This window comes from Rhodococcus sp. IEGM 1302 (assembly GCF_030056935.1).
Classification (GTDB): Bacteria; Actinomycetota; Actinomycetes; order Mycobacteriales; family Mycobacteriaceae; genus Rhodococcus_F; species Rhodococcus_F qingshengii.
Genome location: NZ_JASHKY010000009.1, coordinates 134,377 through 157,061 on the forward strand (window position 1 = coordinate 134,377; position 22,685 = coordinate 157,061).

A 22,685-nucleotide genomic window follows, 5' to 3' on the forward strand; every position below is an offset into this window, starting at 1 on the left:
CGTTGACCCAGGTAGTGGGTGCCGACGTATGGTTTCGGCACTGCTCACGGCTCGATCCTGTCTGCACATTCATTGGAGTCTCACGTGTTTCGGTCTTTCCCGCTCATGTCGCTCAACTGTTGTCGTTGAACTGACATTCCCACACCTGCCTGTGCCGAGCGCCGCACACGGCGCTCCGGACAGGTGTAGCCGAGAACTGAACCAATCATCTTCTACAGGAAGCAACTTCATGATTCGCCCTCGTTTCGCGCGCTCGGTAGCCGCGGTCGTCGCTCTTGTCACTCTGTCCAGTTTTGCCGTTGCCTGCTCGGGCTCCTCCGACGAAGTGGTCAAGACCGCCGACGGCAAGACCGTCCTGCGGTACGAGGGCAGCACCGGACAGGTCATCTACCCCGAACTGGCCGCTGACCTCGGCTACTTCAACGACGTGGAGCTCAACTGGATCGGCGATACGACCAGCGGCCCTCAGAGCATTCAGAACGCAGCGACCGGTCAAACCGAGTTCGGCGGAGCGTTCAACGGGGCGGTGGTGAAGTTGGCTTCCGCGGGTTCACCGATCACCTCGGTCATCGGGTACTACGGCTCGGACAAGGAGAGCTTCAACGGGTACTACGTACTCGACGACAGTCCGATCAAATCGGCGAAGGACCTGATCGGCAAGAAGGTCGGGATGAACACCCTCGGTGCGCACCACGAGTTCGTCGTCCGTGAATGGCTTGCGCGGCAGGGACTTACGCCGGACGAGATCAAGCAGGTGGAATTGATCGTCGTTCCGCCGGTCAACACGGAACAAGCGTTGCGGCAGGGACAGATCGACGTCGCCACCCTCGGCTCGGTCTTCCGTGACTCCGCGCTAGAACGTGGTGGCCTTCGTGAGCTGTTCACGGACGAATCGTTGTTCGGCTCGTTCACCTACGGCACGTTGGTGTTCCGTGACGACTACATCGCGCAGAACAAGGAGGCGGTCGCGGATTTCGTGCAGGGAACAGCGAGGGCCATCCGCTGGACGCAGACACACCCACGAGAAGAAGTGGTCGCGAAGCTGACGTCGATCATCAACAGCCGCGGACGCAACGAGGACACCAAGCTCATCAGCTACTGGAAGAGCCCGGGGGTCGCCGGTCCAGGCGGAACGATCACCGATGCCGAGATCAGCACGTGGATCGACTGGCTCACCCGTAACGGCGAACTCGAAGAAGGAAAGTTGAAGCCGTCGGACATCTACACGAACGAATTCAACCCGTACGCCAACGGAACGTATTCACCCGACAGCGGCGCTGACGGACAGGCACTGGAGGCAGCAAAATGAGCACAGAACCGAAACTACGGCTCGAGCACGTCACCAAACAGTTCGACATTCGTGGGACCGACGAAGTTTTCACCGCGGTCGAGGACATCAACATCGACGTGGCGCCGGGGGAGTTCCTGGTCCTCGTCGGGCCGAGTGGTTGCGGCAAGTCGACTCTGCTGGACCTCCTCGGAGGACTCAGTTCGCCCACTTCCGGTCGAATCCTTCTGGAGGGCAAGCAGATCACGGGCCCAGGCTTGGATCGGGGAATCGTCTTCCAGCAGTACGCGCTGCTTCCATGGCGAACTGCACGTCACAACATCGAGTTCGGACTCGAAGCGAAGGGCGTGAAGAAGAGCGAGCGACGCGAGCTCGCCGAGCATTACCTCGAACTGGTCGGTCTGCAAGGTTTCGCGGATCGCTATCCGCACGAGTTGTCCGGTGGAATGAAGCAGCGAGTCGCGATCGCCCGCAGCCTGGCATTCGACCCCGAAGTGTTGCTGATGGACGAACCATTTGCAGCGCTGGACGCACAGACGCGAGAGTCGCTGCAGGACGAGCTTCTGCGCATCTGGAAGGCCACCGGCAAGACGATCCTGTTCATCACCCACGGAATCGACGAGGCCATCTACCTCGGGCAACGTGTTGCAGTACTGACTTCGCGCCCGGGGCGCGTCAAGACGATCGTCGACATCGACATCGACCGGTCCGGCGACGACGTGCGATCAGGTGAGGAGTTCCGTGTGTTCCGGCACCGGATCTGGACGCTGCTGCACGGTGAAGTCGAGCGCGCTCGGGCCGGCGAACTCGATCCTGCCAAGGAGGTTGCACATGTCTAGCGCATTGGCGACGCCGGAGGTGGTCGCCACCCCGAAACCGTTGGCCGACAAAACACCTGACGTTGCGCAGCGGAGCCAGGCCGGCGGCAAGGCGGCGCGCTACATTGGTTCCACCGCCTGGCGGATTGCCAAGCCGTCGATTGCGATCGCGATCTTCCTCGGGATCTGGGAAGCGGCACCTCGGCTCGGGCTGGTGGACAAGGTCTTCCTCCCGCCCTTCACCGAAGTTGTGTCCGCATTCTTCACCCTCGCCGAGAACGGACAATTGCAAGAGCATGTTTCCGCCAGTCTGACGCGTGCGCTGACCGGCTTCTTCGTGGCCATCGCGATCGCGATTCCGTTGGGAATTGCGATCGCCTGGTACCGCCCGGTCTCCGACTTCCTCAACCCGATTCTCGAATTGTTCCGCAACACAGCAGCCTTGGCGCTGCTTCCCGTCTTCGTGCTGATTCTCGGAATCGGTGAGGAATCGAAGATCGCCCTGGTGATCTACGCCTGCACCTTCCCGATCCTGCTCAACACCATTTCGGGTGTGCGCACGGTCGATCCGCTGCTGATCAAGTCCGCTGCCTCGCTGGGGTTCTCCTCGATTCGGCTGTTTCAGAAGGTGGTTCTGCCCGCCGCTGTTCCCACGATCTTCACGGGTATCCGCATGGCAGCCGCGTCGTCGATTCTCGTGCTGATCGCCGCCGAAATGGTCGGGGCCAAAGCCGGTCTCGGGTATCTGATCACCGCTTCACAACTCAACTTCCAGATCCCGAACATGTACGCGGGCATCGTCGCGATCTCGTTGTTGGGTCTGACAATCAACGCGATTCTGGTCCTGATCGAACGTCGGCTCTCGCGCTGGCGCGTCACCACCTGACCACACATTCACGGAAAGATTCTGCGAACTCATGTCCGAACGACAATTTCATCTGAACGCCTTCCTGATGGGCGTCGGCCATCATGAGGCGGCGTGGCGCCACCCACGCACAAACGCGGCCAACCTCCTGGACGTCAAGCACTTCCAGGAATTGGGGAGAATCGCCGAGCGTGGAAAGCTGGACTCGGTGTTCTTCGCCGACGGTCTAGCAGTCGGCCCGCGGGTCAAGTACAACACCCAGGCGATCTTCGAACCCGTCACCTTGCTGTCGGCGATCGCTGCGGCCACCGACAAGGTGGGACTGATTGCAACCGCGTCGACCAGTTACAGCGATCCGTACACTCTCGCAAGGAAGTTCGCTTCCCTCGATCACATCAGTGGTGGACGAGGCGGGTGGAACATCGTGACGTCGGCCGGCGCCGACGAGGCCGCGAACTTCGGCCTCGATGCGGTACCGACGCACAGCGGTCGTTACGAGCGCGCCGAGGAGTTTCTCGACGTGACGCTCGGACTCTGGGACAGCTGGGAAGAGGGGGCAGTTGTCCTGGACGAAGAGACCGGAATCTTCGCCGATCCTGATCGTGTCCATCGCATCGACCATGACGGTCAACGATTCACGGTGGCTGGCCCGCTCAATTCGCCGAGGTCTCCACAGGGACGTCCGTTGCTCGTGCAAGCCGGTTCCTCCGAGAGCGGTAAGGACTTCGCGGCGAAGTATGCCGAGGCCGTGTTCACCGCTCAACGAACACTCGAGCAGGGGCAGGATTTCTACACCGACCTCAAAGCGCGGCTGATCAAGTACGGGCGTAGTCCCGACGAGATCAAGGTGCTGCCAGGCATCGTTCCCTTCATCGCGGATACGGAAGAAGAAGCCAAGGCACTGGAGCAGTCGTTCACGGATCTCATCTCACCTGAGTACTCGCTGCGCCAACTCTCGAACATGGTGGGCGTCGACCTCACCGAGCATTCGCTGGATGCCCCGTTGCCCCCGTTGCCGGACATCGATCGCATCCAAGGAAACAAGAGTCGATACCAGCTCGTCAAAGACCTTGCGGAGAGCGAAAACCTCACCGTCCGTGAACTGATCGGCAAACTCGGCGGTGGCCGTGGGCATCGGACATTTGCCGGGACACCGGAGCAGGTCGCGGACGAGTTGACCGAATGGTTCGACAAGGGCGCCGCGGACGGCTTCAACATCATGCCGCCCTATCTGCCCGGAGGGCTCGAGGTGTTCGTCGACCGGGTCGTGCCGATTCTGCAGGCGCGTGGGCTCTTCCGGACCGAATACACGGAATCCACCCTGCGGGGTCACTACGGCCTCGATCGTCCGGCGAATCGGTTCTCGCGGGCCGCTGACGCGGCAGAAGTGAGCGCGTGACGGAAACACTGCCCAAGGAACAGCCGGCGATTGCCGGTCTCAAGCCACTGGTCACAACGGTTTTCGTACCGGCGGCCATCTTCGGGATCGGTCAGGGTGCGGCTGCCCCCATCATGGCCGTCACCGCGCGCGACCTGGGTGCCTCGGTTGCCGTCGCCGGCCTGATCGTTGCACTCGGTGGTTTGGGCGCCGTACTCGGTGACCTCCCCGCCGGCAGGATCGTGTCGCGTTTCGGTGAGCGCAGGTCGATCATCGGCGGAAGTTCCTTGGGTGCAACAGGAGTGGTGATCTGTCTCCTTGCACAGACTCCGTGGATGCTCGGTATCGGCGCACTGTTGACCGGATTGGCGAATGCGGTGTGGGGCCTTGCGCGGCAGAGCTACCTCGCCGAGACCGTGCCACTCGGTCTACGGGCCCGAGCAATGTCGTCGTTCGCTGCGATGTGGCGGTTGGGTTTCTTCCTGGGACCGCTCATCGGGGCCGGCGTGATTCTCCTGGTGGGAGCGCGCGGAGGATTCCTCGTCCAGTTGGTGGGCGTCGTGCTCGCCGGGGCGCTGATGGCCCGCGTTCCCGACCCGCCACGAAAGGTGCAGGCAGGCAACAGCGATCACGGACACGTTACGCTCCCGGAGATCCTTCGCCGTCATCGTGCCGCTCTGTCGACGCTCGGGACAGGCTCCCTTCTGATGGGCGCCGCCCGCGCTTCGCGTGAGGCCGTTCTTCCATTGTGGGCATTGCACCTCGGATTGGATGCAGCCCAGGTGAGTGTGATCTTCGGTATCGGTGCGGCCGTGGACCTGCTGTGCTCGTACCCGGCCGGACACATCATGGACCGATACGGCCGCAGGCTGGTCGCGGTGCCTTCGCTGACGGTGATCGGTGTGTCGTACCTACTGTTGCCGTTCTCGACGGGTGCAGTGGGATTGACCGTGGTCGCTGTCGTGATGGGGATCGGCAACGGGCTGGGCAACGGCGTGATCATGACCCTCGGTGCCGATATCGCCCCGCCCGAAGAACGCGCCGAGTTCCTCGCTGCATGGCGATTGACTCACGACACCGGCATGTTCGGTGGGCCGCTCGCGATCGGTCTACTCGCCGCGGTGCTCCCACTCGGGTGGGCATTCGCCGCTCTGGGCGCGACGTCGTTCGCCGGCGCGGCGATGATGTTCCGCTTCATTCCGGTCTACTCTCCGCGGGTGTCACCCCGGTCGCGCGTCGGGAAACTGTAGGTAGGCTCGCTACATGCGATTCGGACTGTTCGTACCTCAAGGCTGGCGTCTGGACCTGGTCGGCATCGACCCCGCGAAGCAGTGGGAGGTGATGCGAGACTTCACGCTGCGCGCGGAGGCAGAGCCGTGGGAGTCGGTGTGGGTCTACGACCACTTCCACACCGTTCCCCAGCCGACGGAAGAAGCGACTCACGAGGCGTGGACGTTGATGGCCGCACTCGGTGCGTCGACCTCGCGTATCCGACTGGGCCAGATGTGTACCGCCATGAGTTACCGAAACCCGGCGTACCTCGCCAAGGTCGCCGCGACCACCGATCTCATCACGGGTGGACGCGTCGAGATGGGCATCGGCGGCGGTTGGTACGAGCAGGAGTGGCGTGCGTACGGCTACGGTTTCCCCTCTGCCGGTGAGCGTCTGGGCCGCCTCGACGAAGGAATCCAGATCATGCAGCAGGCGTGGTCGACCGGCAGTTCGACGCTCGACGGCAAGTACTACCAGGTCGACGGAGCGCTGTGCCGTCCACTTCCGTTGCAAGAGGGCGGAATTCCCATCTGGGTTGCCGGTGGCGGCGAGAAGGTCACACTCAAGATCGCGGCCAAGTACGCGCAGTACACGAACTTCGACGGCACCCCGGCCGGCTTCGCGCACAAGTCCGAGATCCTGAAGAAGCACTGCGACACCGTCGGTACCGATTTCGACGCCATCGTCCGTTCGGCCAACTACAACGTGGCCATCGGCGCGACGGAATCCGAGGTGGCTCAGCGGTTGGAGACACTGAAGGCCCGACTGACGCCGTTGGTCGGCGAAGCTGCCGCCGATGCGTCGCTCGATGCGTTCCGCGGAATGCCCGCCGTGGGTACGCCCGAGCAGATCATCGAGAACCTGTCGGCGCTCGAGGCGCAGGGACTCGAGTACGGAATCTTCTACTTCCCCGAGGCCGCGTACGACACGTCGGGAATCGAGATGTTCGAGAAGGAAGTGCTGCCCGCGCTCGCGTAACCGTTTGGACTAGCGCAGCGAGTCAGGAAGATCGGCCGGGTTGATCAGAACCCGGCGATCGGGGTGGGTGCGAACTTCTTCGGAATCGGGAATCCGGCTCTGCAGGAAGTTCCACTCGCTCGCACTGACAGCAGCGATCGCGCGTGCCAGCACTGCCGAGTCCTTGGTCCCCCACTCGATCGGCATGGGACTGACCATCTGCCACGTGTCAGCCTTGCTGCGGGTGGAACGATCCGAACGCAGTGCGACCGACGGAATGCGGTCGCCGACTCGCCACTTCGGATTGAGTCGAACATTGCGGCTGACGAGCGCGTACTTCGGTGCTCCGGCCGCCGGCTTCGCGATGTCGATCAGTGCCGTCAGGGTCGCCGCTCGAGGGTGAACCTCGGTGACGATCGCGGGAACCAGTGGGTTGTCCGCATACAGAGATTCGACGCTTCCCACCTTGCGAGGTGCCCACAACGCGACCCACAGTGAACTGGCCGCACCGATGGCGAGGACTGCGCCGATGATGATGGACCACACCTCACCCATGCTGATCAACCAGGCCCCGACCGCGGCGAGGACGATCGCGAAGATCACCGCAGAAATCTGCAGGCGGCGTACATCGGCCAGTGTGTCGTTGACCGACTTGGCGTGAGCCTTGTCGACAGTGAACTGGAAGTCAGCCACGAAAAATTCCTTCGGGTGGTGCCGGACGATCTAGGACCGGCCCCCGATCGCCCGGGGACCGTCCACCAGCGTAGCTAGTTTCGCGCGCGCTCCCACATCTGCAGGTAAGCCTCGGCGCCACGGCTCATGTCCTCGATGATCGTGTCGCCGTCGGCGCCCGCAGCAATACGCATGTCCGCGATCCAGTCGGGAATCATCCCGTACTGGGCAACGCCGTCGGTGTTCACGTCGAAAACCCGGGTGCCGGCGCGCTGCTGGTCCATGACGGTGCCGTCGAAGGCGGTGTACGGATATTGCAGCGGATTTTCTGCGGCGTCGCCGCGCGGTGCGGCCTGCGGCCCGAAGCCGTTGGTGTCGGCGCCGTAGCCGAAACCGAAGTAGTAGTTCTCGCTTCGCATCGCCCGTGCGTCCCGCCACTGGTCGATGAACCCACGCTCCTCGGGCTTTTCGTCCGATGCGTCGAGTTGTCCGGCGTACAGGGCGACAAATCCGCCGAGTGCGTAGATCCGCTTGTACAGGCTCGGGTCGCTCCAGCTGTGACTGGAAACGACGCCGGAGTAGTTCGCAGCTTCGAGAATATCGAGAGCCGCTTCGGCGGTCTTGACGCTCATGTGATCGATGTCCACGATCATCCCTCGGTCCATCAAACCTCGGATCGTGTACGCGCCGAGGTCGGTCAGGCCGTGCGAATTGCATTGCGGACCAGAGGGGTACACCGGAAGCGTCACTCCGGGTGGGAGTACCGCGAGAAGATTCTGTGCGCCGTCGACCTTGGTGGGCAGCACATTGTCCTCGGCAACGCCGGTGCATGGTTCCGACTGCCAGAACTCCCCGGTGCCCAGGTAGTTGCCGATGTTGACGGCCACTCCGGTGACGCCGCCGTCGAAACGGGCACCGCCGAGGGCGTTGTCGAACTTGTGCGTGACGATCATCTGCCGGACACCGAGGTCGTACAACTCGTCCAGGCCGCGGTCGATGTCGTCCTCGGTGCACTGCGGAATACCGTTGCGCACAGAGCAACCGAAGGGTTCGGACACCTCCACCCCGAGGGTGACGGCCAGCTTTCCGTCGGCGGCCACCTGCCTGGCCTGTTCCGGCGAGCTCACGATGCGGAACCAACCCCGGCCGGGACCGCCGTACTGGGCGTCGATGTAGTCCTGGAGTTCGCGTGTCTGCTGCGCCTGGATCCGGACGGTCTCCATCTCGTCACAGGGATTTCGCTTGCTCGGATACAGCTCGCACAGGACACGATTGGCGACAAAGAGATTGGTGAAGATTCGCAGCCCGCCGCGCCAGGCCCGCTCGACCCACTTGTAGTACGTCTGCTCGTGCGTCAGTGAATCGTGCGCCGGCCAGTCGGCGAAACTCGGCCAGCCGGTGGTGTCGTGAGTTTCGAAGGGATTGCCGTACGACAGAACGTTTTCGAGGAGCGCCGGTATCCCGTCAGGTTGATGGTCCGGGCAGTCGACGAGCGCTGCGGTGACGCCCTGAGGATCGAAAGGTCGGCCGCAGTGCAGGTTTCCGCCCATGAACTCGGAAGCGTTCATGTGCACGTGTGTGTCGATGAATCCGGTGACTTCACCGTTCGGTCCGATTTCTCCCGGAACGCCGTTTGCGCCCACCTCCGCTTCGGGGAAATCGGCGCAGCCGTCGCGCGGGATCAGCGTGAACGCAGATTCGGGAACGTCACCGGGATCGGACATCGTGAGCATCAAGTCGCGCGAGATCAGTTGACGGCCGTTCGAGGTCGCGGTCAGAACGAACGGTTCACCGGTGGACATCACGGTCCAGTCGGTGGAGGGAGTTGCTTCGGAAGTGGCGAGTACCGAGTCCGCGCCGTCGTGCGAGAGCATCGACCCGTCCGGGCCGTACAGCATGAAACGACCCAACTGGGCCGCATGTAGCCGGAACGGTTCGGCGTCTGCGGCTTTCGTTACGTCGGTGAGGTACGCCGATCCGTCACGACGGACGAAATCACCAGACTCGGTGCGCAGCGCGAAGCAACCGTTCGCAAGTGCGTACACCGAGTTCTGCGCAGTAGGAGCAGGACTCGGTGCCGCGGCGCTGACGCCGGTCGTGGCGACGACGACGGCGGCAGTCAGCAGCGAGATGGTTCCGGCGAGCCGACCCCGTAGACGTGGAACTGAGCGCATGGTGCTGGTGACCCCCGACCGATGGACACGACTGTGACAGGGGACACTCTACAGACAACTGGACGTATGTCCATTTGATTCTGCAACGTGTTGCAGAAATGCTCAGCCGATGGCAGGTCCGAGCAGGTCATCGGCGTCGGTGATCCGATAGGCGTAGCCCTGTTCGGCGAGGAATCGCTGACGATGTGCCGCGTACTCCGCATCGAGAGTGTCGCGCGAGACCACCGAATAGAAGTGAGCCTGACCGCCGTCGTGCTTGGGTCGCAGTAGGCGTCCGAGTCGCTGCGCTTCTTCCTGTCTCGACCCGAAGGTTCCCGAAACCTGCACGGCGACAGACGCCTCCGGAAGGTCGATCGAGAAGTTCGCGACCTTACTCACCACCAGCGTCTGGATCTCACCGTTACGGAACTGATCGAAGAGGATCTCGCGTTCCTTGTTCTTGGTGGATCCCTTGATCACCGGGGCGTTCAGGGCTTCGCCGAGTTCGTCGAGCTGATCGAGATACGCACCGATCACCAAAGTCGGAGAATCGGGGTGCTTGGCCAGGATCGACTTCACGACCGCAATTTTCGTGTGAGCCGTCGAGCACAGTTTGTAGCGCTCCTCCGGTTCGGCGACGGCATAGGACATGCGCTCGGCGTCCGTCATCGTCACTCGCACCTCGACGCAGTCGGCCGGCGCGATCCAGCCCTGCGCTTCGATGTCCTTCCACGGAGCGTCGTAGCGCTTGGGGCCGATGAGCGAGAAGACGTCGCCTTCGCGGCCGTCCTCACGAACCAGCGTTGCGGTCAGGCCGAGACGGCGGCGCGACTGCAGATCTGCCGTCATCCGGAAGACAGGCGCGGGCAGCAAGTGGACCTCGTCGTAGATCACCAGTCCCCAGTCGCGGGAGTCGAAAAGTTCGAGGTGCTTGTACTCGCCCTTCGTGCGACGTGTGATCACCTGGTAGGTCGCGATCGTGACCGGCCGAATCTCCTTGCGCTCGCCGGAGTATTCGCCGATTTCTTCCTCGGTCAACGATGTACGCGCGATCAACTCACGCTTCCACTGACGACCGGCAACGGTATTGGTGACGAGGATGAGGGTGGTGGCCTTGGCCTTTGCCATCGCTGCGGCGCCCACCATCGTCTTGCCGGCGCCACACGGCAGCACGACGACGCCCGAGCCGCCGGCCCAGAACGAATCCGCTGCCATCTGCTGGTAGTCGCGCAGTTCCCAGTGGCCCTCTTCGAAAGCGAGATCGATCGGGTGCGCTTCGCCGTCCACGTAGCCGGCGAGGTCCTCGGCCGGCCAGCCCACCTTGAGCAGCATCTGCTTGAGGCGGCCGCGTTCGCTCGGGTGGACGATCACGGTGTCGTCGTCGACCTTCTCACCGAGCATCGGCGAGATCTTCTTGTGTCGCATCACCTCGGTGAGGACTGCGCGGTCGAGGCTGACCAGGATGAGGCCGTGCACCGGGCTCTTGACCAGCTGTAAGCGTCCGTACCTGGCCATCGTGTCGACGATGTCGACCAGCAGCGGTTGTGGAACCGCGAATCGTGAGTACGACACGAGCGCGTCGACAACCTGCTCGGCGTCGTGTCCGGCGGCGCGGGCATTCCACAAGGCCAGGGGAGTGATGCGATACGTGTGGACGTGTTCGGGGGCCCGTTCGAGTTCCGCGAAGGGGGCGATTGCCTGCCTGGCATCGCCGGCGCGCTCGTGGTCGACCTCCAACAGCAGCGTCTTGTCGGATTGGACGATCAACGGTCCGTCGGTCACGGAATCCTCCTAGTGAAGCAAACGCGGCAGCCACAGAGCGTTGCGCCGCGTTGTCGGCTGACGCCAACCCTGCCATTGTCCTGGTATCGGGGCGCAGACGCCAACAGGCGACGCTCGCACAGCCCGAAGTAGAGGTGCCCGGGTGCGAGCACCCCTACGTCAACAGGGCAGGATCGACCGCTATTCCGGGAGGCCCGCGGGTAGCACGAGGATCTTCACGTGTTCGTCGGGTGCGCGCAGAGCTGCGAAAGCGTCCGAGACTCCATCCAGACCGACCCTGCCGGTGATGATCGCTTCGGCGTCGATCTCGCCGTCGGCGAGCCTCTGCAGGGTGATGTCGTAGGCATTCTCGTAAGGACCGTGACCGAAATTGATCGAGATCCTCCGGAACTGCCCGACGACGGGAATGATCGTCTCGTCGCCGAACGGCGCAGCCAGAACCTGAATCCGCGAGTTGAACGGCAGAGTGTGCATCAGTTCTCCGATGACTCCCGCCCGACCGCTGCATTCGTAGGCGATCAGAACTCCGTTCGCGGCCTGGCCGACAAGCTGGTTGCCTTCGGCGATCATTCGATTCCACAGTTCGATCGGATCCTGCTCGGCCGGATCGACGACGATGTCCGCGCCCATCTTCGCGGCGAGCTCGCGTCGTTTGGGGGAGGGCTCCGACGCGATGACGATCTGCGCTCCGCGCGCTTTCGCGGCGACGATGGCGCCCAGTCCGATCGTTCCGCAACCGATGACGAGCGCCGAATCGGCCGAGGTGAGGCCGGACTGTTGGAGGTGCATCTCGCCGACGTGGAGAGGTTCGGCAAGTGTGGCGTGCTCGAGTGACAGGTGGTCGGGAACTTTGCGGACCCAGAACCCGTCGACGACTATGTGATCGCCGAACGCGCCGTGGTACTCGTTCGAGTAGCCGATGATCGTCGGGATCCCGGTAGCGGTGTCGGTGGCCAAGCCGATGCCGGCCACCCGATCGCCGATCGCGAAATCGTCTACTGCAGAACCGGTCTCGGAGACGATACCCGCGTATTCGTGCCCCAGCACCACTGGCGCGTCCGGATCGAAGGTGGCGAGCGGGTAGCCCCCGTCGTGCGCGACCTGAACGAAGCGGCACGGGTCCTTCGACATGCTCAGGTCGCTGCCGCAGATCCCGCAGGCGACGACGTCGATGCGGATCTGATGGGGTGCCAACGGCGGCGGGTCGGCGATCTCGGTGACCGCGAATTCTCCCTGCTGGAAACGGACGGCCCTCATGCGCGCACGGCTCCCGTCTCGGCCGGCCGGCCGTAGTAGTCGGTATGGGCTTTGGTGATCGCTCCGACCAGCCCGCCGATCAGGTATTCGCGATTGTCCTCGGCGAACTGCATGCTCGCCTGACGCCCGACATTTCGCTTCCGGAAGTGCGGGACCACCTCGGAGGCGAACAATTCGTAGCTGCGTTTGGTGTCCTCCCAGCTCGCCATGTCGACGTGAAGGATCAAGAACGTGCCGAACCCTCCCGTCTTCTCGATCAGACGCTCGATCTGTGCGATCGCATCTTCGGGGGTACCGATGATCGCCTGACCGAACTCGCCGAGCGTGTCGTTGCGCCACTGATCGATGATTCCGGCAGGTGTATCTGCCCAGGCCGGGTTCTGGCCGGTCTGTCGATTCACGTAAGAAGCCATCGATCCGATCCGCCGGCTCACGGCGCGCTCGGCCTCGGCTCGGGTCTCGGCGATGAACATCGGATTGACCACACGCCACGTCGCTCGGTCGGCGCGGTGGCCGTGTTCGGCCGAGACCTTCTCGTACACATCCCAGTTGCGATCCAGTGCGTCGAAGCCGCTGGGTGAACTCGCCGCCAATGAGAGCAGGGAGAGGCCGTTCTTGCCTGCGAGCACCGAACCGTTGGGGGAAATCGTGGACGCTGTCACTGTCTCGATGCCGTCCGCGCGGTAGGTGGGCAGCTGTGCGCGTGCGTCACGCAACGTGAACCAGTCGGTTTCCATGTTGACGACCTCGCCGCGAAGCAACGCGAGAATGGCCTCGAGCGCTTCGCCCTGGCGACGACGCTGGTCCGACGGGTTGATGCCCATCATGTGTGCATCGAGGGGGATCTTGCCCGGGCCGGTGCCGAAGATGAGCCGTCCGCGGGTCTGCAGATCGAGCTGAGTGATGCGGTCGGCCGTGATCAACGGGTGGTGATAGGGCAGAGACGTCACGCCTGTGCCGAACTGGATGCGCTCGGTTCGCTCTGCGGCGGCCGCGATGAACATGTCCGGGGCAGGCACGATCTCGGCGCCGGTCGAATGATGCTCACCCATCCACGCTTCTTCGAATCCGAGGCGGTCCAGGTGTGTCATGAGGTCGATATCGCGTCTGAGTTGCAGGGCGGGATCGGCGTCGAGCGGGTGGTACGGGGCGAGGAAGGCTCCGAAGCGGATGGACGATGCGGACCACACGATGACAACTCCTGTCGACAGGGGAGTGATTTGGATCACTCGCTCTGATCGAGATGTCTAACATGGATCAACTGATCCAATAAGTTGAGCCTCCCGCACAGTGGGAGATTTGTAATCACCTGTAGTTCAACGTTATCTGGTGCAATGACGTCGGATATCGTTGTTGCAAGTCGATCGACTGAACCAAGTACTTTCCGAAGGAGTATTGAAGAGGTATGCAACTGGACGTCACAATCACCCCCGACTCCTCGACCGTCGAACTGAACAGTGTCGACGACTTCACCAGTCTCTCGGTCGTCGTTGGCGGCGACGATCGATCCGAGACTCTGAGTCGGGTACTGGAACCGTGGGGGGAACTCGAGGGGGATCACGTCTGGCTCGACATCGGCCACTTGGAGCAAGCCGTCGCTGCCCGGATCGGAAACACCGAGTGGAGACAGAAGTTCTCCGCGATGGTGGACTACGCACGCGCCCACGGCTGGGTGGATCGCGACAACAGGGTGCGAGCACACCGTGAATCACTCTGACTCCGCGTTCGCCACGGTTGAGACGTTTGTCGAGCCCGTGCGAAGCTCGTTCGTATGACCGACTCCCGGCAGAACCGTCAAGGCGACGCGACGCGTCTGCGTTTGCTCAAAACTGCTGAACGGCTTTTCGCGACAGAGGGATTGGATGCAGTTTCGCTGCGCTCGGTCAATGCCGCGGCCGGTCTCGGGCCGTCATCGGTCCACTACCATTTCGGAACCAAGGACGATCTGGTCGCAGCGGTGCTGTTGGACATGGGAACGTCGGTGCGAGATCAGATCAGCGCGAACGTCGACGCCCTCTCCGCCGACAAGACGCCGCCGACGGTCGAGGCGCTGGTACGGGCCGTCACTGCGCCCTACAAGGCATTGCTCCTTCGCCATCGCACGCGGGGAATGCGATGGATCAGAATCGTCACGCAGATCTCGCAGCCGCAGATGTCACGACCGGGCCATCCAGCCCTCGAGGCGACCGAGTTGCACCTGCGTGAACATCTTCTCGACCAGGTCCGTCGTACTTTTCCTGCTACCGATCCCGAACGGCTCGAGACTCGCTGGGCGATTGCCTTGATGGGCTTCCTCCAGGCGTTGAGCCGGGCGGACGATTGGAGCGGAAGTGGCAAGCCGCTCGCGCCGGAGCGGCTTGCCGACTTCTACGAGGACCAGGTCGTCTTTCTGGTGGGTGGTGTGCGGCAGTTATTGGGGTGAGCGCCTAATCGATGCGTCTCCTATTTCTGCGCGACCACTGACTTCCGCATTTCCATTACATGAGTAATAGCTTCGGAAATTCCGGACCGGTAACCGATATTCTTTTCGGAATCACCCGGAGTGGAATCAAGCTCCGATTCGAGTCTCGTTTGAATGCGGTCCAGGGTATGGATTGTTCTTTTCACGATGGTTGATTCTCTTTCTGCGGTAAATCCGATAGAAGTATTCCGGATTGCCGAGCGTGTTCGTCGAGGACGCAGAGTGAAGCGAGGGTCATGCCCGCTGCGTACCCGCGCGAGCGTGCGTCAGTTCCTCGATTACGTGACTTGAACAGGTTGAACGTTTCGTGCAGGTGCACGAGGGTGTCGGTGGAGGCAGGCATTGGTCAGCTTCGCAATCAGCTCGTCTTCTCTGGACTTTGCTGTCAGCTCCGCTTTCGCTTACGGATGAACTCGGAAGACTCCGCAGTTTTCGCCCGCTTCTCCGCGCGGCGTTCCTTGATCGACTGGGCGGGTTTCTTCATGTTCTTACCCGGCGCCTTGTCAGCCATTGTCGCTCCTCATTTTTCGAAGTGGCAATCACAAACTGACCTCGACCATACTTCATTTACAGAAAAAAGCCAGTTGCTTCTTTTTTGCTACTTTTTTCCGGAGTCGACGGGGCTGACGGAAGTAATTCGGTGCAACGTGAAACGGCGAACCGCGCCGCTCGCGGGGTCGAAGGCGTCCAGCTGTCCGCCGCCAACGCTGACGGGGTCGACGATGCGATGCGTCGCGACCCCCTGGGCGTCGACGTAGCCGATGTTGACGCTCGAATTGTCTCGGGCCGCCGTGGCCAGCAAGGCGATGGTGGCGGCGTTGTTCTCCCGTGAACCGTCCGTTCGCACTCCGCCGCGGCCGGGGGCGGAAGCACGGTCTCCGGCCCGCATCGTGCGGACCAACGACGCCAGCTGATCCGCCGACGGGCTCGCCGGCATCCTCGACGCCGGTCGGCTGCGACGGTTGGGTACACGTGCCCCGCGTGGGCGGAGATCGACCAACGTGCCCGAGGAGTCCTCACCTGCCGGCGCGAATCCGGCGGCTCGCAGCTCGGTCAGGACTTCGCGGAGAGGGGCCTGCGAAATCGCGACGGTGGGAGCCAAGGCGCGCAGTGCCAACGGCTCGGCCACTGCGGATGCGAGGACCTCCGCCAGCAGTGACGCGTCCTCACATCGAATGAACGACGCCGCCACTCCGGCACGCAGTCGTCCGTGTCGACGGGCGACATCGTCGATCAGATACGAAAGTGATTGGGGGACAGGAGTCTTCGATTTCGAAGCGAACATCGTATGCAGTTCGGTGGCCGTCAGACCGGCGTCGAGCGCACGACGCACGCTGTCCTCGCTGATGCGGTACATGGACGCCGATCCGGCCGACTCGATGTCTGCGACCAGGCTCACCTGCTCGAGCAGGTCCGGTACCAGCGGGCCGGGCGCAACCAGAGTCAGATCCGCCTGGACCAGGATGTAGTCGATGGGCTCGGGTAGGGCGGACTGCATTTCGGCTTCGGCGTCCCCGCCGTGCAGCAAAGCTCGTCCAGGTGACGACAACGCGCCGCGGGCCACCAGCCCGAGCGCGGCGGCCTCGTCCAGAGTCCGCTCGATCGCGAACGTCCGTAGGCGCCCGCTCCATCGCGGGCGTCGCCACGCCAGTAGTCGACTTACCTCGACGGCCGACGCGGTCTGGCCGCTGTCGAGTTCGGAGAGCAGCCCGAGAATGGCCTGACGATCTCGCGGAGCCGCCGGAGCGCGGCCCTCCTCGGACAACGCCGCGATCGGCTTGTCGGTGGAATCGCGCAGCCCGATCATCCACGGGACTCGAGGTACGTCGACCCAGGCGGACGCCAGGACCTCCCACCGTCGCGCTGTGGATGCGTTCAGCCAGCCGTCGACCGCGAGCGTGGGCGTCCAGTATTCGTCCGCGTTGTCCGAGACCGGCGCCGGATCTGGTGTTCCACTGGCGATGAGTCCGGCTGCCGAGAGCAACTCGACAAGTAGGCTCACGCGCGCTTCGTCGAGATCGGCCGTCTTGGCCACGCGTCGTAGTTCTCGAACACCGAGCCCACCGGCTCGCAGTGCGGGGGCCGGCGCTGCGCCCAGAACAGCGATCACGTTCTCGCATTGGCGTACCAACTCGAGCGCCTCGCCGGCTGCTGCGGCGTTCACGTCCGCCGGCTTGAGTTTGTCGCCCCCGATGACAGGTGCGGTCAGCGTCGTCGGATCGAAAACCGGCTCGCCGCGGATGACCTGACGAACCGTCGCCGGAAGCTCGACGGTCTGCTCGTCGAGCCACCGCAGCATGCCGGCCGCCAGCAGTCGTTGAACCGGGCGCTCAGGCGGCGTTCCGGGGGCAGCGTCGCGGGTGCGACCGATCGGGCTGGAGTTGGCGAGTGTCTCGAGGAGATCCCGCTCGCGGGTGTCCAGAGCGTTGAGCGCAGCCGAGATCTCGGTCTCGGTCATCGCCTCGGCAGGTTCGAGGGCGCGCCCCACACGCCACGGAATCATCCCGATGACTGCCGGGACGACGCTGATGGGATCGACACCCCAGATGAGGGCGGACGCGCGCATCTTCGACAGAGACTTGTCGACGGCCTTCTTGGTGACCTTGCCCTTGCCGGTCAGCGCTCGTTCGGCGATCGCACTGTTGAGCTCCGCCCGCGTCATCGGAGTTTCCTCGGCGCCGCCCAGCGCCAACAATTCGAGAAGACCGAAATCGAGGGTGTCGAGTTCGTCTGCGGCTCGGCTGACCGACGCGCGTTGCTGTGCCCGACCGCTGAGAACCACCATCGTGCTCGGCGGCGGTACGGCCAGATCGGGGCGCAGACGCAGCAACTCCGTCAACTCGGCGTCACTGCGCGCCGAGAGCCAATCGGTCAGACTTTCGGCTGCGGAACTGCCCGCCGGGGTGCCACGTGTTTCGGTCATCAGGTATCAGATTAGAGACCTGGTCTGTACGGCGTAACGGCGTCCTGTCAAAATGACTTCGTGGCCAACAATTCGAAGCAACACTATGTAGATCCAGGATGGCCGGAAACTGCAGACGGAGATCACGCAGTGACCGAATTGTCATCGACCCGCGCAGGTGGACTTTCACCCTTCGGCGAGGACACCACCTTTCCGGTTCCGGTGGAGTCACTTCCTTACGTACACCCGCACACCGTCATCAACCGATAACAACTCGACACGAAGAAGGCCCGCACCGAATCGGTGCGGGCCTTCTTGATGTTCGAGCGTCCGAGCGGACAGTCTTGCCGGTGTTACTTGAGGAACGACTTCGCGGTGTCGGCGACTGCGAGGATCTGCGGGTCGACCGGGATACCGTTGGCCTCGGCGAATGCGATTGCCTGATCGATGGCGTCGGCGACCGGGTGTGCAACGGTCTGTGCGACCTGCTGCGCTGGAGCCGGAGCTGCCTGAGGAGCCGTCGTGGCCGGAGCGGAACGCTCGGTGGCGCCGCTGCTCAGCCCGAGGCTGGAGGAGCAGGACGGCCATGCGCCCCAACCCTGGTTTGCGAGAACACGCTCGGCAACAACGATCTGCTGCTCGCGAGTGGCCTGGTTTGCGGTGGCTGCGTACTGTCCGCCGCCGTGTGCGTTCCACGTGCTGGGGGAGAACTGCAGTCCGCCCTGGTAACCGTTGCCCGTGTTGATGGCCCAGTTTCCGCCGGCCTCACACTGGGCGAGACGATCCCAGTCGGAGTCGGGGGCAGCGTTTGCGGTTCCGGTGGCTGCAATTCCTGCTACGCCCATGATGGCGCCGGTGACGGCGACCTTGGCGACAGTGCGGCCGGTGGTGGTGGGCTTGCGATGGCGTCCGCTCATGATGGTCGAAATCCTCTCCACACGCGCCTGCGAGGTCAGCTGTCGGGTTCGGGCTGAGAGGTCGCCCGGCCTCGCCTTTCCTGGCTGGAAAGGGTCTGGCTTCACCCCAAGATTCGGTCTTGCGATCGAACCGGTGTCCACTGGAGAACTTTTCTGTTCTCACAGAGGACTTTGGGTCCCCCGTCCTCGTCCCTGGAATGCTCTGTCGGAAGTCCGGTACCCGCGGGACAAGGCTTGGCGCGGCGGGCCGGAGGTGGCCGAGTTTCCCGGCCGAAAACGACGGTAACGGCTCGAGTCGCTCGTGTCACCATTTGATAACGCGGCGTGGCGAAAGCCGTACAACGCGTCACACAAAGCGCAGGAGACTCTTCCCAGGTAGGTGGGGGTGCCCGAGTGAATGTCCGGTTGTGTCCGTTCCGTTATCCATCCGTAATGTGAGCAAGGTCACACGTTATGCGGAAATACAATTTCGGGCGATTGAGAGGTGTGTCGATCCGGGCCCAAGGTGTGGCCCGTGTCTCAACATCGAGATCGAAACTTAGGTTAGGTTTGCCTGACTTGCCTCGATTGGGCAGGTTTCGCAGAGTCTTCCAAAGAAGTAGGGCACCCCTCATGAAACTGCAATACCGTCGGCGTGCGGTCACCGCATCACTCGCCGTCGCCGCTGCTGCTGTCGGCCTGGCCGTCACTGCTCCCGCTGCACACGCCTCACCCGAGGATCCGACACACGGTGTTGTCGGAAGCTATTCCGCAACCCAGCCCGGCGACATCGTCGTCGACTCGGCAACCCACCGCGGATACATCACGCAGTACGGCGGACCGACCAGCTCGTTGTCCGTCGTCGACACGAACACCGGCAAGTCCGTCGGCACCATCGACGGCGTCGTCGGTTACCCGTCGGCACTTGCCGTCGACTCGGGCCTCGGACGCGCATACGTGTCCTCCTCCTACGGCGGCGCGATCTCGATTGTCGACACGAAGACCGGGAAGGTCGAAAAGACGGTCACGCTGAGCGAGAAGAACCCCGACGGCTCGCGTCCGCAGATCAACGATGTCGTCGTCGATCCCACAACACACCGCGCGTACTTCTCGGACTACAAGTCCGGCAACATCCGAGTCGTCGACCCCAACGCCGCCGACGCCGTGTCGAGCATTCTGGTCCACAAGTCGGCAACGCCGACCAAGCTCGCCTTCGACAGTGTCCGCGGCTTCCTCTACATCGCGGACACCAACTTCTTCGACGAGAATTACGGCCGCACGCTGTGGCAGGCGGACGTACGCAAGGGCGGAGCACTCAAGTCGATCGTGCGTGCCGACAACCTGTACCCGGTCGACGTCGATGTCGACACGAACACCGGCAACATCTACATGACCGACACCCGGGCAACCAACCTGTGGGCGATCACCCCGGCCGGCGCGGTTCTGTCGAAGACCACGCTGTCTCCGACCGCGATTCCCAACGGCGTGGTCGTCGACGCTGCGGCAGGCATTGCATATGTCGCGGACGTCATGAACGGACACCTGTGGTCGGTCGATCTGACGACCCGCGCCACCACCGCTCTGACCGATACGAAGGTTCCGGCACTGGAGAAGGTCAAAAACCTCGCGCTCGACACCTCGACCGGCGCCATCGCGTCGACGACCAACGGGGGCAAGGTGACAGTCGTTGCTGCGTACCCGCTACCCGCGACCGTCGAATTGCCTGCCGCTCAGGTAGGTAAGGCGTATTCGCAGAAGCTCACTGCCGATGCGCGCGCAACGTTTGCACTCACCAGTGGCACTCTGCCCGGCGGACTGTCCCTCGCACAGGACGGCACCATCTCGGGTACCCCCACCGCTGTCGGCAGCGTCACCGTCGAGATCACTGCGAAGAGCGTGCTTTCGCGTGCTTCGAGCGTGACCATCGTGATCTCCGAGGGGCCGGTCGGCCCCGTCGATCCGGGCAACCCGGGAACGGGTACCGGTTCGCTCGGTAACCTTCCCGGACTCGGTAGCCTCGGGCGCTGATCCGACCTGATACGAGAGAACCCGACCACAGCAACTGCTGTGGTCGGGTTCTTCGGTCCGCGGGCCCGCTATGCGTAATCGACGCGGTCCACGACTATGCGTAATTCACCCGGTCCACGTCGACGATCTCCTTGCCGAGCGGCATCAGCGAGATCGGAATCATCTTCAGGTTCGCGACCGCGAGCGGAATTCCGATGATCGTGATCGCCATCGCGACGGCGGTGACGATGTGTCCGATCGCCAACCAGATACCGGCGATGATCACCCAGATGACATTGCCGATCATCGAACCGACACCAGCGGTCGGCTTGTCGACGACGGTCTTACCGAACGGCCACAGTGCGTAGATGCCGATGCGGAATGCCGCGATTCCGAAGGGAATCGTGATGATGAGGATGCAGCAGATGATGCCTGCGGCGAAGTAGCCCAACGCCAGCCAGAAGCCGCCGAAGACCAGCCAGATCACGTTCAGGAGGATTCTCATGGTCAGTGACCTTTCGGTTGGAGGCGGGAGTGATCAGCGCACGCGTCGACCGGATCTGAGCGTGTAGACGATGGCCAGAAGGAAGCCGATCGGGCACGCGAGTGCTACCAGGTACAACGCCAGGCCGGGTGGGGTGTCGCTGAAGATATGGACTGCGAAGATGGCCACGATCGCCAGGAATCCGACGATGAACAGTGCCATCGCCGTACGGAACAGACCGTTTCCGGTGCCGGAAGTGCGCGGGTTCGGTTGAGGGTCCACACCTACGAGGATAGTGCCTGTAAACCTGGGTGCCGACCCGGGTTCGTCACAGGTAGACTGTTAACAGACTGCGCGCCCCGCTGAAGCAAGTGTGGGGCGCGTTCTTTTGCATTCTTCCACCGGAAGCGATGCGAGCAAGGCCATGAGGCTCTTCCGAGAGCCTCCCGAGCACATTGGGGCAGACGCCCCAGTCGAGTGATGAGCAGGTGAACGCGGTGCCGACCGGCAAGGTGAAGTGGTACGACGTCGAAAAGGGTTTCGGCTTTCTGTCGCAGGAAGAGGGCGAGGACGTCTACGTCCGTGCTTCCGCTCTCCCCGAGGGCGTCGAAGGCTTGAAGGCCGGCCAGCGCGTCGAGTTCGGAATGGCTGCGGGCCGCCGCGGTCCGCAGGCACTGAGCCTGAAGGTACTCGAGCCGGCGCCGTCGTTGCGCGGCGCGACGGCGACGCGTCGTGAGCCCGTCGAGCGTAAGCACACCCCTGATCAGTTGCACGGCATGGTCGAGGACATGATCACGTTGCTCGAGGCGAAGGTCCAGCCGGATCTGCGCAACGGCAAGTACCCGGACCGCAAGACCGCTCAGCGGATCTCCGAGGTCGTCCGGGCCGTCGCTCGCGAGCTCGACACCTGATCGCTCGATACGAGCTGCCATACACGGCTTCGAAACAAAATGCCCTGCACACCAATCGGTGTGCAGGGCATTTTCGACGTTCCGGGGATCAAGCGGTCTTGATCGACCAGATCAGCAGTCCCTGTTCGCTTCCCTCACCGACGGCGAGGTGGATTTCGACGCCGACGAGTTGCTTGACGGGATCGCTCGAAGACTCGACCGTCACTGCCAGGGCCTCGCCGGGCTCGAAGACTCGGGGCTCACCGGTCTGGTTGCCGTCGGCATCCTCGTAGACGGCGAGCAGTGCCCACTGCGCATCCGAGACGTCCGTCGACAACGACAGCTGCAGCGGGTAGCCCGCTGGAACGTCGAGTGCGTAGATGTCGCCCACCTGGGCGCACTGGGACAGGTCGATGGTGCAGAAACCGGCAGGGTTCGTTTCGATCGTCTTGCCGTGTGCGTATGCAGTGATGACCGGCAGCTTGTCGGGGTCGTCGTTGATGTTCTTGATGATCACGAAAAGAACGGAGACGTAAGCAACCAGTGCCACCACCATCAGGACACTGATCGCTGCCACGATCTTCTTTGTTCTCGAGCGCATCA

General features: G+C 63.0%; 22 protein-coding genes and 1 riboswitch. Of the genes, 11 read left to right on the forward strand and 11 right to left on the reverse strand.

Features of this window, described 5'->3' with window-relative positions; genetic code table 11:
• Positions 1 to 229 precede the first annotated feature (229 nt).
• From QM609_RS15815 to QM609_RS15840, 6 genes are read left to right on the forward strand one after another with little or no spacing between them, the layout of a single operon-like run.
• A complete protein-coding gene (locus tag QM609_RS15815; protein WP_050654732.1) occupies positions 230 to 1,309 on the forward strand; it encodes an ABC transporter substrate-binding protein in 1,080 nt (359 codons plus the stop codon).
• Positions 1,306 to 2,127 (forward strand): ABC transporter ATP-binding protein, encoded by an 822-nt coding sequence (locus QM609_RS15820; RefSeq protein WP_283337309.1) that lies wholly within the window; start codon positions 1,306 to 1,308, stop codon positions 2,125 to 2,127. The genes QM609_RS15815 and QM609_RS15820 overlap by 4 nt, the downstream gene beginning before the upstream one ends.
• Positions 2,120 to 2,992, forward strand: coding sequence for an ABC transporter permease (locus tag QM609_RS15825; RefSeq protein ID WP_050654731.1), 873 nt, complete (start codon positions 2,120 to 2,122; stop codon positions 2,990 to 2,992). Before QM609_RS15820 ends, QM609_RS15825 begins: the two co-directional genes overlap by 8 nt.
• A 31-nt stretch (positions 2,993 to 3,023) precedes the next feature.
• Positions 3,024 to 4,370 (forward strand): LLM class flavin-dependent oxidoreductase, encoded by a 1,347-nt coding sequence (locus QM609_RS15830; RefSeq protein WP_007733520.1) that lies wholly within the window; start codon positions 3,024 to 3,026, stop codon positions 4,368 to 4,370.
• Entirely contained in the window at positions 4,367 to 5,599 is a 1,233-nt protein-coding gene (locus tag QM609_RS15835) for an MFS transporter (RefSeq protein WP_042451237.1), read from the forward strand. The genes QM609_RS15830 and QM609_RS15835 overlap by 4 nt, the downstream gene beginning before the upstream one ends.
• Before the next feature lie 13 nt (positions 5,600 to 5,612).
• Positions 5,613 to 6,599 (forward strand): LLM class F420-dependent oxidoreductase, encoded by a 987-nt coding sequence (locus QM609_RS15840; protein WP_283337310.1) that lies wholly within the window; start codon positions 5,613 to 5,615, stop codon positions 6,597 to 6,599.
• Between the two features lie 9 nt (positions 6,600 to 6,608).
• Here QM609_RS15840 and QM609_RS15845 read toward each other — a convergent pair whose 3' ends face one another.
• From QM609_RS15845 to QM609_RS15865, 5 genes are all read right to left on the reverse strand, one after another.
• Positions 6,609 to 7,271 carry a DUF3239 domain-containing protein gene (locus QM609_RS15845; RefSeq protein WP_020970500.1) on the reverse strand — a complete coding sequence of 221 codons (663 nt, stop codon included), beginning with the start codon at positions 7,269 to 7,271 and terminating at the stop codon, positions 6,609 to 6,611.
• Positions 7,272 to 7,345: 74 nt separating this feature from the next.
• Positions 7,346 to 9,424 carry an amidohydrolase family protein gene (locus QM609_RS15850; RefSeq protein ID WP_050654729.1) on the reverse strand — a complete coding sequence of 693 codons (2,079 nt, stop codon included), beginning with the start codon at positions 9,422 to 9,424 and terminating at the stop codon, positions 7,346 to 7,348.
• A gap of 102 nt (positions 9,425 to 9,526) precedes the next feature.
• Positions 9,527 to 11,185, reverse strand: coding sequence for a DNA repair helicase XPB (locus QM609_RS15855; protein WP_003940219.1), 1,659 nt, complete (start codon positions 11,183 to 11,185; stop codon positions 9,527 to 9,529).
• Positions 11,186 to 11,365: 180 nt separating this feature from the next.
• Positions 11,366 to 12,442 (reverse strand): alcohol dehydrogenase catalytic domain-containing protein, encoded by a 1,077-nt coding sequence (locus tag QM609_RS15860; RefSeq protein ID WP_050654728.1) that lies wholly within the window; start codon positions 12,440 to 12,442, stop codon positions 11,366 to 11,368.
• Positions 12,439 to 13,632, reverse strand: coding sequence for an LLM class flavin-dependent oxidoreductase (locus QM609_RS15865; RefSeq protein WP_050654832.1), 1,194 nt, complete (start codon positions 13,630 to 13,632; stop codon positions 12,439 to 12,441). Before QM609_RS15865 ends, QM609_RS15860 begins: the two co-directional genes overlap by 4 nt.
• Before the next feature lie 215 nt (positions 13,633 to 13,847).
• Between QM609_RS15865 and QM609_RS15870 the strand changes: the two genes are divergently transcribed.
• Positions 13,848 to 14,159, forward strand: coding sequence for a hypothetical protein (locus QM609_RS15870; RefSeq protein ID WP_003939736.1), 312 nt, complete (start codon positions 13,848 to 13,850; stop codon positions 14,157 to 14,159).
• Between the two features lie 54 nt (positions 14,160 to 14,213).
• Positions 14,214 to 14,864, forward strand: coding sequence for a TetR/AcrR family transcriptional regulator (locus tag QM609_RS15875; RefSeq protein WP_003940633.1), 651 nt, complete (start codon positions 14,214 to 14,216; stop codon positions 14,862 to 14,864).
• A gap of 424 nt (positions 14,865 to 15,288) precedes the next feature.
• On the opposite strand, the gene QM609_RS15880 is transcribed toward QM609_RS15875, so the two are convergent.
• Positions 15,289 to 15,414: a hypothetical protein gene (locus QM609_RS15880; protein ID WP_007733507.1), complete on the reverse strand. Its 126-nt coding sequence runs from the start codon at positions 15,412 to 15,414 to the stop codon at positions 15,289 to 15,291.
• 87 nt (positions 15,415 to 15,501) lie between these two features.
• Positions 15,502 to 17,826, reverse strand: coding sequence for a helicase-associated domain-containing protein (locus QM609_RS15885; RefSeq protein WP_050654727.1), 2,325 nt, complete (start codon positions 17,824 to 17,826; stop codon positions 15,502 to 15,504).
• A 60-nt stretch (positions 17,827 to 17,886) separates the two neighbouring features.
• On the opposite strand from QM609_RS15885, the gene QM609_RS15890 reads away from it, so the two are divergent.
• Positions 17,887 to 18,075 (forward strand): hypothetical protein, encoded by a 189-nt coding sequence (locus QM609_RS15890; protein ID WP_019744939.1) that lies wholly within the window; start codon positions 17,887 to 17,889, stop codon positions 18,073 to 18,075.
• A gap of 83 nt (positions 18,076 to 18,158) precedes the next feature.
• Here the strand turns inward: QM609_RS15890 and QM609_RS15895 are convergent, their stop codons facing one another.
• A complete protein-coding gene (locus tag QM609_RS15895) occupies positions 18,159 to 18,722 on the reverse strand; it encodes a transglycosylase family protein (protein ID WP_003939675.1) in 564 nt (187 codons plus the stop codon).
• 8 nt (positions 18,723 to 18,730) lie between these two features.
• Positions 18,731 to 18,940: riboswitch (cyclic di-AMP (ydaO/yuaA leader) on the reverse strand.
• Positions 18,941 to 19,334: 394 nt separating this feature from the next.
• Between QM609_RS15895 and QM609_RS15900 the strand changes: the two genes are divergently transcribed.
• A complete protein-coding gene (locus QM609_RS15900; protein WP_050654717.1) occupies positions 19,335 to 20,729 on the forward strand; it encodes a YncE family protein in 1,395 nt (464 codons plus the stop codon).
• A gap of 94 nt (positions 20,730 to 20,823) precedes the next feature.
• On the opposite strand, the gene QM609_RS15905 is transcribed toward QM609_RS15900, so the two are convergent.
• Positions 20,824 to 21,213, reverse strand: coding sequence for a YccF domain-containing protein (locus QM609_RS15905; RefSeq protein ID WP_003939919.1), 390 nt, complete (start codon positions 21,211 to 21,213; stop codon positions 20,824 to 20,826).
• A gap of 33 nt (positions 21,214 to 21,246) precedes the next feature.
• The gene (locus QM609_RS15910; protein ID WP_003940194.1) at positions 21,247 to 21,474 is read right to left on the reverse strand and encodes a hypothetical protein; all 228 of its coding nucleotides are present in this window, start codon (positions 21,472 to 21,474) and stop codon (positions 21,247 to 21,249) included.
• 215 nt (positions 21,475 to 21,689) lie between these two features.
• On the opposite strand from QM609_RS15910, the gene QM609_RS15915 reads away from it, so the two are divergent.
• The gene (locus tag QM609_RS15915; RefSeq protein ID WP_007733502.1) at positions 21,690 to 22,103 is read left to right on the forward strand and encodes a cold-shock protein; all 414 of its coding nucleotides are present in this window, start codon (positions 21,690 to 21,692) and stop codon (positions 22,101 to 22,103) included.
• 88 nt (positions 22,104 to 22,191) lie between these two features.
• Here the strand turns inward: QM609_RS15915 and QM609_RS15920 are convergent, their stop codons facing one another.
• A complete protein-coding gene (locus QM609_RS15920) occupies positions 22,192 to 22,659 on the reverse strand; it encodes a DUF2771 domain-containing protein (RefSeq protein ID WP_223304425.1) in 468 nt (155 codons plus the stop codon).
• Between the last annotated feature and the right edge of the window lie 26 nt (positions 22,660 to 22,685).

Excerpts from the sequence above, each read along its gene's own strand:
- QM609_RS15815 (WP_050654732.1), top strand. The coding sequence starts at position 230 with ATGATTCGCCCTCGTTTCGCGCGCTCGGTAGCCGCGGTCGTCGCTCTT.
- QM609_RS15885 (WP_050654727.1), bottom strand. The coding sequence starts at position 17,826 with ATGACCGAAACACGTGGCACCCCGGCGGGCAGTTCCGCAGCCGAAAGT.
- QM609_RS15880 (WP_007733507.1), bottom strand. The coding sequence starts at position 15,414 with ATGGCTGACAAGGCGCCGGGTAAGAACATGAAGAAACCCGCCCAGTCG.
- QM609_RS15895 (WP_003939675.1), bottom strand. The coding sequence starts at position 18,722 with ATGAGCGGACGCCATCGCAAGCCCACCACCACCGGCCGCACTGTCGCC.
- QM609_RS15825 (WP_050654731.1), top strand. The coding sequence starts at position 2,120 with ATGTCTAGCGCATTGGCGACGCCGGAGGTGGTCGCCACCCCGAAACCG.
- QM609_RS15905 (WP_003939919.1), bottom strand. The coding sequence starts at position 21,213 with ATGAGAATCCTCCTGAACGTGATCTGGCTGGTCTTCGGCGGCTTCTGG.
- QM609_RS15850 (WP_050654729.1), bottom strand. The coding sequence starts at position 9,424 with ATGCGCTCAGTTCCACGTCTACGGGGTCGGCTCGCCGGAACCATCTCG.
- QM609_RS15875 (WP_003940633.1), top strand. The coding sequence starts at position 14,214 with ATGACCGACTCCCGGCAGAACCGTCAAGGCGACGCGACGCGTCTGCGT.
- QM609_RS15870 (WP_003939736.1), top strand. The coding sequence starts at position 13,848 with ATGCAACTGGACGTCACAATCACCCCCGACTCCTCGACCGTCGAACTG.
- QM609_RS15830 (WP_007733520.1), top strand. The coding sequence starts at position 3,024 with ATGTCCGAACGACAATTTCATCTGAACGCCTTCCTGATGGGCGTCGGC.
- QM609_RS15860 (WP_050654728.1), bottom strand. The coding sequence starts at position 12,442 with ATGAGGGCCGTCCGTTTCCAGCAGGGAGAATTCGCGGTCACCGAGATC.
- QM609_RS15900 (WP_050654717.1), top strand. The coding sequence starts at position 19,335 with ATGAAACTGCAATACCGTCGGCGTGCGGTCACCGCATCACTCGCCGTC.
- QM609_RS15820 (WP_283337309.1), top strand. The coding sequence starts at position 1,306 with ATGAGCACAGAACCGAAACTACGGCTCGAGCACGTCACCAAACAGTTC.
- QM609_RS15840 (WP_283337310.1), top strand. The coding sequence starts at position 5,613 with ATGCGATTCGGACTGTTCGTACCTCAAGGCTGGCGTCTGGACCTGGTC.